The organism is Bradyrhizobium sp. (assembly GCF_049691595.1).
In the GTDB taxonomy this organism is placed as follows: Bacteria; Pseudomonadota; Alphaproteobacteria; order Rhizobiales; family Xanthobacteraceae; genus Bradyrhizobium.
The window spans coordinates 20323-31808 of the sequence record NZ_JBAVNZ010000236.1; the positions used below are offsets into that span (position 1 = coordinate 20323).

At 63.6% G+C, this 11486-nt stretch carries 13 protein-coding genes; 6 read left to right on the forward strand and 7 right to left on the reverse strand.

Annotated elements, in window-relative coordinates:
• The first annotated feature begins 5 nt into the window (after positions 1 to 5).
• The 3 genes from groL (at position 6) to WCE35_RS10630 (ending at position 2328) form a co-directional block, all read left to right on the forward strand.
• Positions 6 to 1649 carry a chaperonin GroEL gene (groL, locus tag WCE35_RS10620; protein ID WP_424593293.1) on the forward strand — a complete coding sequence of 548 codons (1644 nt, stop codon included), beginning with the start codon at positions 6 to 8 and terminating at the stop codon, positions 1647 to 1649.
• Positions 1650 to 1751: 102 nt separating this feature from the next.
• Complete coding sequence (locus tag WCE35_RS10625; protein WP_424593294.1) at positions 1752 to 2033, forward strand: type II toxin-antitoxin system RelE/ParE family toxin; 282 nt, start codon at positions 1752 to 1754, stop codon at positions 2031 to 2033.
• A 10-nt stretch (positions 2034 to 2043) separates the two neighbouring features.
• A complete protein-coding gene (locus WCE35_RS10630) occupies positions 2044 to 2328 on the forward strand; it encodes a HigA family addiction module antitoxin (protein ID WP_424593295.1) in 285 nt (94 codons plus the stop codon).
• A 236-nt stretch (positions 2329 to 2564) separates the two neighbouring features.
• On the opposite strand, the gene WCE35_RS10635 is transcribed toward WCE35_RS10630, so the two are convergent.
• The 5 genes from WCE35_RS10635 to WCE35_RS10655 form a co-directional block, all read right to left on the reverse strand.
• On the reverse strand, positions 2565 to 3737 hold the full coding sequence (locus WCE35_RS10635; RefSeq protein WP_424593296.1) for a tlde1 domain-containing protein: 1173 nt from the start codon (positions 3735 to 3737) through the stop codon (positions 2565 to 2567).
• Positions 3738 to 4097: 360 nt separating this feature from the next.
• Positions 4098 to 5600: a glycosyltransferase family 39 protein gene (locus WCE35_RS10640; RefSeq protein WP_424593297.1), complete on the reverse strand. Its 1503-nt coding sequence runs from the start codon at positions 5598 to 5600 to the stop codon at positions 4098 to 4100.
• Positions 5601 to 5607: 7 nt separating this feature from the next.
• The gene (locus tag WCE35_RS10645) at positions 5608 to 6741 is read right to left on the reverse strand and encodes a glycosyltransferase (protein WP_424593298.1); all 1134 of its coding nucleotides are present in this window, start codon (positions 6739 to 6741) and stop codon (positions 5608 to 5610) included.
• A 256-nt stretch (positions 6742 to 6997) separates the two neighbouring features.
• The gene (locus WCE35_RS10650) at positions 6998 to 7192 is read right to left on the reverse strand and encodes a hypothetical protein (RefSeq protein WP_424593299.1); all 195 of its coding nucleotides are present in this window, start codon (positions 7190 to 7192) and stop codon (positions 6998 to 7000) included.
• Positions 7193 to 7324: 132 nt separating this feature from the next.
• Entirely contained in the window at positions 7325 to 7891 is a 567-nt protein-coding gene (locus WCE35_RS10655; RefSeq protein WP_424593300.1) for a hypothetical protein, read from the reverse strand.
• Positions 7892 to 7906: 15 nt separating this feature from the next.
• On the opposite strand from WCE35_RS10655, the gene WCE35_RS10660 reads away from it, so the two are divergent.
• From WCE35_RS10660 to WCE35_RS10670, 3 genes are all read left to right on the forward strand, one after another.
• Positions 7907 to 8254: a phasin family protein gene (locus WCE35_RS10660; protein WP_424593301.1), complete on the forward strand. Its 348-nt coding sequence runs from the start codon at positions 7907 to 7909 to the stop codon at positions 8252 to 8254.
• A 207-nt stretch (positions 8255 to 8461) separates the two neighbouring features.
• Complete coding sequence (locus tag WCE35_RS10665; RefSeq protein WP_424593302.1) at positions 8462 to 9286, forward strand: DUF72 domain-containing protein; 825 nt, start codon at positions 8462 to 8464, stop codon at positions 9284 to 9286.
• 12 nt (positions 9287 to 9298) lie between these two features.
• Positions 9299 to 9760, forward strand: a complete 462-nt coding sequence (locus tag WCE35_RS10670; protein WP_424593303.1) for a DUF488 family protein — start codon at positions 9299 to 9301, stop codon at positions 9758 to 9760.
• Between the two features lie 96 nt (positions 9761 to 9856).
• On the opposite strand, the gene WCE35_RS10675 is transcribed toward WCE35_RS10670, so the two are convergent.
• Together WCE35_RS10675 and WCE35_RS10680 are read right to left on the reverse strand one after the other, a co-directional pair.
• Positions 9857 to 10771 (reverse strand): PhzF family phenazine biosynthesis protein, encoded by a 915-nt coding sequence (locus WCE35_RS10675; RefSeq protein ID WP_424593304.1) that lies wholly within the window; start codon positions 10769 to 10771, stop codon positions 9857 to 9859.
• A gap of 45 nt (positions 10772 to 10816) precedes the next feature.
• Positions 10817 to 11486: ABC transporter permease (locus tag WCE35_RS10680; RefSeq protein ID WP_424593305.1), on the reverse strand; the 670-nt coding region annotated here is incomplete at its 5' end.

Below are 11486 nucleotides of genomic sequence, written 5' to 3' on the forward strand. Positions count from 1 at the left end.
CAACTATGTCAGCCAAGGAAGTCAAATTCGGCGTCGACGCGCGCGACCGCATGCTGCGCGGCGTCGAAATTCTCAACAACGCGGTCAAGGTGACGCTCGGTCCCAAGGGCCGCAACGTCGTGCTCGACAAGTCGTTCGGCGCTCCCCGCATCACCAAGGACGGCGTCACCGTCGCCAAGGAGATCGAGCTCGAAGACAAGTTCGAGAACATGGGCGCGCAGATGGTGCGCGAAGTCGCTTCCAAGTCGGCGGATGCCGCCGGCGACGGCACCACCACCGCGACCGTGCTGGCCGCGGCCATCGTCCGGGAAGGCGCCAAGTCGGTTGCCGCCGGCATGAACCCGATGGATCTGAAGCGCGGCATCGACCTGGCGGTGGAAGCCGTCGTCGCCGACCTCGTCAAGAACTCCAAGAAGGTCACCTCGAACGAGGAAATCGCCCAGGTCGGCACCATCTCCTCCAATGGCGATGTGGAAATCGGCAAGTTCCTCGCCGACGCCATGAAGAAGGTCGGCAATGAGGGCGTCATCACCGTCGAGGAAGCCAAGTCGCTGGAGACCGAACTCGAGGTCGTCGAGGGCATGCAGTTCGACCGCGGTTACATCTCGCCCTACTTCGTCACCAACGCCGACAAGATGCGCGTCGAGATGGAGGACGCCTACATCCTGATCAACGAGAAGAAGCTCTCCTCGCTGAACGAACTGCTGCCGCTGCTGGAGGCCGTGGTGCAGACCGGCAAGCCGCTGGTCATTGTCGCGGAAGACGTCGAAGGCGAAGCTCTCGCTACGCTGGTCGTCAACCGTCTGCGCGGCGGTCTGAAGGTCGCTGCCGTCAAGGCTCCGGGCTTCGGCGATCGCCGCAAGGCCATGCTGCAGGACATCGCGATCCTGACCGGCGGCCAGGCGATCTCGGAAGATCTCGGCATCAAGCTCGAGAATGTCACGCTCGCCATGCTCGGCCGCGCCAAGAAGGTGATGATCGACAAGGAGAACACCACCATCGTCAACGGCGCCGGCAAGAAGTCCGACATCGAGGCCCGCGTCGCCCAGATCAAGGCGCAGATCGAGGAAACCACCTCGGACTACGACCGCGAGAAGCTGCAGGAGCGTCTGGCCAAGCTCGCCGGCGGCGTCGCGGTGATCCGCGTCGGCGGCGCGACCGAGGTCGAGGTCAAGGAGCGCAAGGATCGCGTCGATGACGCGATGCATGCGACCCGCGCGGCCGTGGAAGAAGGCATCGTGCCGGGCGGCGGCGTCGCTCTGCTTCGCGCTTCCGAACATCTCAAGGGACTGCGCACCAAGAACGACGACCAGAAGACCGGTGTCGAGATCGTCCGCAAGGCGTTGTCTTATCCGGCCCGCCAGATCGCGATCAACGCGGGCGAGGACGGTTCCGTCATCGTCGGCAAGATCCTCGAGAAGGACCAGTACTCCTACGGGTTCGACTCGCAGACCGGCGAATACGTCAACCTGATCTCCAAGGGCATCATCGACCCGACCAAGGTGGTTCGTGTGGCGATCCAGAACGCAGCCTCGGTTGCGGCTCTCCTGATCACCACCGAAGCCATGGTCGCCGAAGTACCGAAGAAGAACCAGGGCGCCGGCGCCGGCATGCCTCCGGGCGGCGGCATGGGCGGCATGGATTTCTGATCAAAGTCTTCAACATGAAACAGAAGGGCGTGGCGCAAGCCGCGCCCTTTTTGTATGGGGGTCCCTTGACCGTTATGCGATACGTATCACATACTAGAGATCATGATCCGCAGCTTTGGCGACAGGGCCACCGAACGATTGTTTCGCGATGGTGACTGTTCGGCGCGCTGGCGGAGCATGGAGGCCGTCGCGCTACGCAAGCTCGATATGGTAGACGCGGCGACCCGCCTGGATGATTTGCTTTCCCCGCCGGGCAACCGGCTGGAAGCGTTGAAAGGCGATCGTCGCGGGCAATATTCTATCCGCATCAACCGCCAGTGGCGCGTCTGTTTCCGCTGGACGCCGGACGGTCCCGAGGCGGTAGAGATCGTAGACTATCACTAAGGAGGCGACGATGGCGCGGTTGCGCACTCATCCGGGAGAGGTGTTGCGGGAGGAGTATCTCGTACCGCTGGGCCTTTCAGCACGAGCCCTGGCAAAGGAGCTGGACGTTCCGGCCAACCGCCTGACCGAAATCATGCGCGGTACCCGCGATGTCACCGCGGATACTGCGATCCGACTCGGGCGCTATTTTCGTACCGACCCGCGGTTCTGGCTGAACCTGCAAGCCGCGCACGATCTCTCCAAGGCGGAGAAGACCCGAAGCTACAAGAAAATCGTGCCGCGCCCTGCGGCCTGACGATTGCTTCGTAAAACCCCGGCAGCGAGGCCGGGGGTTTTGTCTGGCCAAACTCTCTCCTTCGTCATTCCGGGACGCGCAGCTTGGCGCGGGCCCGGAATCCATAACCCCAAATGTCAGCTGGCAGAGGACCATTAGAGGCCGCCGTGGTTATGGATTCCGGGCTCGGCGCTTCGCGTCGCCCCGGAATGACGAACGTTGGGATCTATCGCGCGCGTGGCAACGAACCGCGCCGCTCACTCCACCCGCGTCACCACCGCCAGCCGCTTGATGCCCTGGTTGCGGTAGGCATCGAGGAAGGCGTCATAGTCCCTGAACGATACGCAGCCGTTGGAATCGCCGTTGGGGCCGAGCATGTAGCTGTGCGCAAGCAGGCCGCTGCGCCCGAAGATCGCGTCTTCGCCGCCGATCGGCGTCAGCCGCAACGCCGGCACGCCGTGGAACAGCGCCTCGCGCGGCGTCAGCTCGTAGATGTGCGGCGGCGTGACGCCCTGCATCCTGACGTGCGAATAGCGCACGTCGTCAAGCTTGGAGCCGAGGCCGGAATGCGCCTCCAGCGCGCTGCCGTCGGGCAGATAGACCTTGCGCGCGGAGATGTCGTAGACTGCGGTCTGACGGTCATAGGGCGGCGAGCCGCCGAGCATCGGGTTTTGCTTTTTGCCGTAGTCGTCCGGGAGGCTGCCGGTGACGCTGGCGTCGGCCGATGCGAACGATAGCAGCGGTCCATGCGACGGCGGTTTGCCCCACAGTTTTTCGACCATGCCTTGCCTCTCGCTGGAAGCAAACGACATTACCGCGGCCTTGGCGCGCTCCGCCATGTCGCGAATGGCGTCGCCCGGCGCTTTCGCAGGCTTCACGTCGGCGGATTTTGCGTCGGCGGTTCGCCGCGCCGGCCCCGGCACATTAAGCGCAACCTGGGTCGATGCCGCGGCAGAGGCGCCTTGCTTCGGCCTCGGTGCTTCCACCAGCCTCGGTGCTTCCACGAGCCTTGGTGCTTCGACCTTCTTCGCCGTTTCGACCAGCTTCAGTGCGTCGGCTGTCTTTGTCACGGCCGCGAGCGTCGGCGTTTCGATCAGCGGCGAGTCTATCAGCGGCGAGGCGTCGGCGACCCTGGAAGGCTCGCCTTGCGGTGCCGATGCCGCGAACCTTTCATTAAACATAATCGAAGTTGGGACGGTCTCGGGCCTCGACGATACCGGCGGCGCGGCCGCCAGCGCCGTGAACACCTCATCGAAGGCCGGCGGCGAATTTCGCGTCGCGCGCGCGGGCTCCTTGATCACTGGCGTATCGATCGCGGCATGGTCCATCGACGGATAGATGCTGGCGCCGATGATATTGCTGTAGACCATCCAGGCGCAGCCCAGCACCACGCCGGCGATGGCGGCGGCGCCGGGCAAATGCCGAGCCATGATATTACGGAAAGATCGCTTGCGGCCGTGCGCCGCAAGACCAACCGCACCGGTACTCGTACTCATTCGCCTTGAGTCCAGAACAATTCCACCTGGTCCCTCTTTGATATCGATTCTGGAACAATCCAGCGCAGCGTTTCGCAGAGGCGCGGAGCGGCATTAAGGCGACTTTTCGTTAAATGCGGATTAAACATGGGCAGATGTAAGGCATGCGTACATGACCGGAACTTTTTCGCGCAACGCATCGGTAACCACGTAGCGATTTTCATTCAATGAACACGGATTCAAATTTCGAGCGCGGGTCGTATGCCTTGACTCGCGTATCATTGATCGCCGGCCAAGGTTTTCACGGAAGTTTCCCTACCGCAGTTCCGGCGGCGGCGTGCGGTCGAACACCTCGCCGTTCGGACCCTCCAGCAGATCCAGCGCATAAGTTTCGATCACGAGTGCTCCGCGCTTGCGCCTGACTTCCGCGACCCTCTCGATGCGCGCGAACCTGTCCTTCAGAAAGGGCGGATCGGCGGGCGAGGCCTCGTGAACATAGAGCAGTTTGCCGGCAAGCTGCGCGGCGCCAGGCTCGGGCAGGTTGACCCAGCGGATGCGCTGGCTCTGTTGCGCGACGCAGATGTCCTTCGGCAGATAGAACGCGAGCCAGCCGGTGGTGCCGTAATCCGGCGCCAGCACGCAAGTGGCTCCGGTCCGCGCGCGCACCGCCTCGATTTCGCCTGACATTTCGCGCCAGCCGACGCCGACGCTGCGCACGGTGGCGTCACGGCGATAGCCGGTCAGCACGCCGGTATTGGCCTGCACGACCAACAATGCGAACAGAATGACGCCGGTCGGCGCCGCCCAGCGCCGGCAAAAATCGATGACGCGCTGTTGACTCCCGTCCCATTGCGTCAGGTGGGCGGCAACCGCGGCCGCGACTGCGAACGCGGGATAGACCGGCGCGAACCAGTTGGCCTCGACGCGCGCATGCAGCGCGTGCCAGATGAAATAGGCGACGATGGTCCAGATGTTCGCGTTGATCAGCGCAGGCGCGGCCATCGCACCGATGCTGCGCCTCGCCAGCGCGTAAAGTCCCATCGCGCCGAGGATGAACACCAGCGGCGTCGCAAACGCGATCTGCGTCGGGATCAGTTCGGCGATGAAGGCCGGCCTGAAATCCTCGATCCGCGCGCGGCCCATCTGCTTGATGAAGGAGACCCAGCGGTGATCGGCGTTCCAGAGAATAACCGGCGAGAACATCGCGAGCGCGACGAGGCCGCCGAGATAGAGCCACGGGGAAAGCAGCCAGCGCCGCAGTTTCGGGACCGCGACAAGCCAGATCAGGATCGCCGGACCGAAGAACAGCGCGGTGTATTTCGACAACAGCGCGGCGCCGGCCGCGACGCCGACCGCCAGCCACCATGCGCCCCGCCCGGTCTGCAGCACTTTTGCGAGCGAAAACAGCACAAAGCTCGCGGCCACCAATAGCGGCGCATCCGGCGTGACGATCATGGTGCCGACCGCCGCCATCAGCGTGATGTTGAGCAGGATCGCGGCGGCCGATGCCACCCGCCTGCCGCCGAACAGGATCGCGGCGGCGTGATACACCGCCCAGCTCATCGGCAGCGCCAGCAGGATCGAGATCAGCCGCACGCCGAGCTCGGTATCGCCGGCGATCAGCGTGCCGAGCCGGATCACGAAGGCGACCATCGGCGGATGATCGTAATAGCCGCCGGCGAGACCCTTCGACCACATCCAGTAATAGGCTTCGTCGAAGGTCAGCGGCGTCCAGGCGGCTGCGACCAGGCGCAGTGCGACCAGCGCCAGAACCGTCAGAACGGTATTGCGGACGAGCCGCGCCTCGTTCGGATTCATGCCGGGATCATCGCTTGCGCCAGACGAACAGTCCGGACATCGCGTAATTCCAGACCACGCCCATCAATGCGCCCGCGGCCCCCGCCAGCCACCAGATCGGCTCGGAATCGTAGACCGAGAACGCGACGCCGACATTGGCGAACAGGCCGACGCTGCAGACGAGATAGAACAGCAACAGCCCGCGCAGGATCGCAAAACCCTTCAGCCGCTGATCGCGATAGGTGAGGAAATTGTTCAGGATGAAGTTGCTGGTCATGGCGACAAGCGCGCCGGCGGCCTGTGCTTCCGGAAACGGCGCATTGAACCATTCGAGCGCGACGAACAGCGTCGCCAGATGCACGACGAGGCCGGTCGCGCCGACCATCCCGAACAGGATGAAGCGCAGCGATATGATGTCGTTGGTCAATTTCGCCAGCACGAGGCCGAGAAAATCCAGCGCCACCATGGAATCGAGCTTGCTCTCGCCGTGCTGACGCGCGCCGAAAGCATAGGGAATCTCGACCGTGCGCAGTTCGCCATGCGCGGTGGCGACGATGTCGAGCAGGATCTTGAAACCTTGGGTCGAGAGCTGCGGCGCCAGTTGCTCGAAACGATCGCGGCGGATCATGAAGAAGCCGCTCATCGGATCCTTGATCTCGACGCGGAGCACGCGCCTTGCGACTTCGGTGGCGAGCGCGCTGGCGCCGGCGCGCTGCTTGTTGAAACTGTCGGCGCTGCCGCCTTCGATATAGCGGCTGCCGACCACGAGTTCGACCTCCCCGCTTGCCAGCAGCGCCACCATCGCAGGCAGTTGCGTCTCGTCATGCTGCAGGTCGGCGTCGATCACGGCCGCATAGGGCGCGCTCGATGCCAGGATGCCCTCGATGCAGGCGCCGGAAAGGCCGCGCCGGCCAATGCGGCGGATGCAGCGGACGCGGGAATCCCGTCGCGCCAGTCCCCGCACCACTTCCCAGGTGCCGTCTGGTGAATTGTCGTCGACGAAGACGACCTCCCAGGGAATGCCCGTCAACGTCGCCTGTAGCCGGCGATACAGCACCGTGACGTTGTCGCGCTCGTTGAAGGTCGGGACGATGACCGAAAGCTGAGGCAAACCGGCGGCCTGCATTGGGATTTCGGGGCCCGGTTTGATGGCGTCGTTCATGAGGGCCAAGCGTATATCCGCAGCCTCCGGCGATGCCAAGGCGCAGTTGAGAGGCGGTCATGGAACGGGTGGAAAACCGGCCATCACAGGCCCGGAAATGCCAACGACCACGAACAACAGGTGCGCGTACATCCGGCGCTACCGAGCTATTCCGTGGTCGTCCCGGCGCCGGAGCTATCAAGCATCAACGTCGCCGTTACAAGCTACATAGGGACGCCCAGGACGTTTCGCAAGGGTCCGTATCAGCTGGCTCCAGCTAGTTCGGCACTTCCCGGATCACTGGCCCCCGGGGAGCGGGCGCCACGGGAGCCGGCTGCGCCTGCGCCGGTTGGGTACCGGCCGGCCGGGCCGGTTTGCCAGATTGCCCGATCGGCCCATACGCGATCGCCACCACCAACACCATCGCGGCGACAATGGCGCCCAGAATGCCCGCAACTGACTGAGAACTCATACTCGAAGACCCCCTCGCCTGCGACGGATTGGTATCACGGAAAATCGGCACGATGGAACAGGAAACCGGACAACGCGGCTCTCGCTGCATGCGAAGGTTAAGATCGTCCATCGCGCCAGGGACCGCGGATGGTTACCGAGCCACCTTCTGCCTGACGAACGCTGTTACGATGTTCTTCTGCGCCAATTCGATGGCCTTGTTGGCTGTCGTCATGTTCGCTCCCGCATCATTGCCCGGGAATTGCTGCGCAAGGTAATCCACCAGCGATAACCGGAAATTCGCATGCGGTTCTCTTTTTTCTTTTTCGCCATCCGGGACCTGCGATCGGCGGCGCCTCACGCCTGGCCTTGTGATCCGCGTTCCGGAACAGCCATCTTTTCGCGGTCTCCTCACCGGCTGCAGCGGAGTTCCAGAATTTCGCTGCATCTGCGCCGCGGAAGAAACAATCAAAAACCTTGATTTCAGCGCGAACATGGCAGAGACGTTTGGCTTGACACCGAAACAGGGGAAAAGATGTCGAGTAGAGACCGGAACAAACCGACCGGGAAGCCCGGCCAGCGCAGCCGGAAAGGGGAGCCGCGGCGCCAGAAATCCGACCCGCAGAAGAGCCCTGAGCCGGATCAACCGCCGCGCCCGGAGCCGGATCGCCTTCAGAGCCTGGAGCCAGATCAGCGGCCGGACGCCCAAGAGCGGATTCAAGAGCGGATCGATGTCGTGGGCACCTCACCTGACGTTCCCCCGAGCGGTGTGGCCGCGCCGGTGGAAACCGCCCCGATCGGCTTGCGAGCGATCGCGAATGCCTATGGCGACTACACCAGGAAATCGTTCGAAGAGACAAGGTGCTTTGTCGAGCAGCTCACCGTCGTTCGGTCGCCCGACAAGGCGATGAAGCTTCAGACCGAATTCGCCAGGCAGGCTTACGAGACGTTTGTCGCGGAGTCGCAGAAGATTTACGAGCTCCACAGCAAGCTTGCCAGGCAGGCCCTCGGGCCATGGCAGGGCTTCGTGGCCAGGACGACCGAGACGGGCGTTGAATCTCCAGACGTTACGCGACGGAAGTAACGGCCCTGGCGCGGACGGCATGCAAGGAAGGGGCTCCGGTTTTCCGGAGCCTTTTTGCTGGCCGGGAACGATCCGAAAGCATAAGGAATTGAACGCATCCTGCCTTCGGCCGGCTGTCGGCTGTTGGCTGTCGGTCCGGCTTGCGGGAGCGGACCGCCAAGCCTAGTCTTCGATATCCCACCCTGCAAACGCAAGAGAAACTGGCGCGTGACCAAAAGTTCGCATCGCGATTCAAAAAGCGCGGGCAATATCTACATCGGCGTCGGCGGCTGGACCTTCGAGCCATGGCGCGGGGTGTTTTATCCGGAAAAACTCGTGCAGGCAAAGGAGCTGGCGTACGCCGCCTCGAAATTGACCTCGATCGAGATCAACGGCACCTATTACGGCTCGCAGAAGCCGGAGAGTTTTCGCAAATGGGCGCGCGAGGTGCCCGATGGTTTTGTCTTCTCGCTGAAGGGGCCGCGCTTCGCGACCAACCGCCGCGTGCTGGCGGAGGCCGGCGATTCCGTCAAGCGTTTCTACGATTCCGGCGTGCTGGAACTCGGCGACCGGCTCGGTCCGGTGCTGTGGCAATTCGCGCCGACCAAGAAGTTCGACGAAGCCGATTTCGGCAAATTCCTCGAATTGTTGCCGCGCCAACTCGAGCGCCGGGCGCTGCGCCATGTGGTCGAGGTGCGGCACGACAGTTTCTGCGTCCCCGGATTCGTGGCCCTGTTGCGCAAATTCGAGACGCCGGTGGTGTTCGCGGAGCACGGCAAGTATCCCGGGATCGCCGACATCGCCAGCGACTTCGTCTATGCGCGGCTGCAGAAGGGCAATGACGAACTGAAAACCTGCTATCCGCCAAAACAGCTCGACGCCTGGGCCAAACGCTTTCAGACCTGGGCCGATGGTGGTGAACCGGACGACCTGCCGCGCGTCGATGCGACCAAACCGAAGAAGACGCCGCGCGACGTCTTCGCCTATGTGATCCACGAGGGCAAGGTGCGCGCGCCCGCCGGCGCGATGGAACTGATCGAACGCGTGAAGTAAGCGAGGCATCCCATGGCCAGGGCCAAAAAGCTTTTCACCATCGGCTATGAGCAGACGCCGTCCAGCGCCGTGCTCGACGAATTGGAAAAGGCCGGGGTCAAGCTGTTGGTGGACGTGCGCGCCGTGGCGTCGTCCCGCCGTCCGGGCTTTTCCAAGAACCAGCTCGCGGCCGGGCTGGACGGGCGCGGCATCGCGTACCTGCATCTGCGCGGACTGGGCACCCCGAAAGACGGCCGCGAGGCCGCCCGCAGCGGCGCGTTCGAGACGCTGCACAAGATCTATTCGAAACACCTGAAGACGCCGCAGGCGAGGGAAGAACTCGACGAGCTGTCGGCGCTGGTGAAGAAGTCCGGGCCGGTCTGCATCCTCTGCTATGAGCGCGACCACAAGCAGTGCCACCGGCAATGGATCGCGGAGATCATCGAGAACCGCGATGGCGTGCGGGTGGAGAACCTGGCCGCGAAGCAGGTGTAGCTGAAGCCGTCATTGCGAGCGCAGCGAAGCAATCCATAGCTGCAAGTAAGAGTGGATTGCGTCGCCGCTTCGCTCCTCGCAATGACGAAAGGCACCTCACCCCTCGCCTTGCAGCCGAAACGTCCCCGCCATCATCGGCGCGCAGCGCCCGCCGACATGCACTGAGGTGATGCCGCCGCCTTGCTTGCGCACCCGCGTCTCCAGCAGGCTCGGCCGTCCCATGTCGAAACCCTGGCCGATCCGCAACTTCAGTTCACCATCGCGCGCGCCGTCCAGATCGGCGAGCAGCGCCGCGGCGGCCGCGGTGGCGCTGCCGGTGGCGGGGTCTTCGGACAGGCCGCTCGCACCGGGATGAAACATCCGCGCCTGCAGATCGCAGGGTTTTTCGTTTGCCGGCACGTCGCGGGTGTAGAAATAGACCGCATCCGAGCCGTCGCAGGGGAACGTTCTGGCGAAGGCCGCGGCGTCAGGCCTGGCGCGCCGCAGCGCCTCGCGCGAAGAAAGCTCCACCATCAGGAACGGTAATCCGACCGAGGCGATTTGCGGCGGATGCCGGTTCGTTTTCACCTCCGCCGCCGACAGGGAAATACACGCCGCCGCCTGTTCCGCGCCAAGCTGCGACAGCCGCTTCAGCGGCTGCGGCGCCGTCAGTTCGGCGCCGATCACCCTGCCCTGTTCGCTCAGGATCTCGACCGGCACGACACCCGCCTGCTCCTCGAACCTCAGCCGCGCCGGCGGTTTGGCGGCCTCTGTCGCCAGCACGAAGGCGGTGCCGACATTGGGATGGCCGGCGAACGGCAGCTCATTGCGCACCGTGAAGATGCGCACATGGGCATCGTTTGAGGCCTCGCGCGGCGGCAGCACGAAGGTCGTTTCGGAATAGTTGAATTCGGTGGCGATCGCCTGCATCTGCGCGGTCGAGAGACCTTCGGCATCCAGCACCACCGCCAGCGGATTGCCGCCAAAGGCGCGGTCGGTGAACACGTCCACGGTGATATAGCGGCGCTGCATGCGTTGCTCCTTTATCCCGGCTTCCACACCGGCAAGTATACTGCCTCAATCGAGCGTGCGGCGGAAGCGCGCCACCGCGATGGTCATGGCCAGCAACATCAGCGCAAACAGCGCCATCGTGTCATATTGCAGGTTCTCGATGGCCGCGCCCTTCAACATGATGGCGCGGACGATCCGCAGGTAGTGCGTCAGCGGCAGGCCCTCGCCGATATATTGCGCCCATACCGGCATGCCCAGGAACGGAAACATGAAGCCGGACAAAAGGATGCTCGGCAGGAAGAACATCATCGACATCTGCATGGCCTGCAACTGATTCTGCGCGATGGTCGAAAAGGTATAGCCGATCGACAAATTGGCGGTGATGAACAGCGTCGACAGCAGCGCCAGCACCAGCAGGCTGCCGAGGATCGGCACGCCGAACAACAGCACGCCGATGCTGATGATCAGCGTCGCCTGGATGAAGCCGACCAGCACGTAAGGCATGATCTTGCCGAACATCACCTCCACCGGCTTGATCGGCATCGACAGCAGGTTTTCCATGGTGCCGCGCTCGGTCTCGCGGGTCACCGACAACGCCGTGAAGATCAGCATGGTCATGGTCAGGATGGTGCCGACCAGGCCCGGCACGATGTTGAGCCGCGAGGACGCCGCCGGATTGTAGCGCGCATGTGCCCTGATCTCGAACGGCAGCGATGGCGGATCGCCGGTGTGGAGA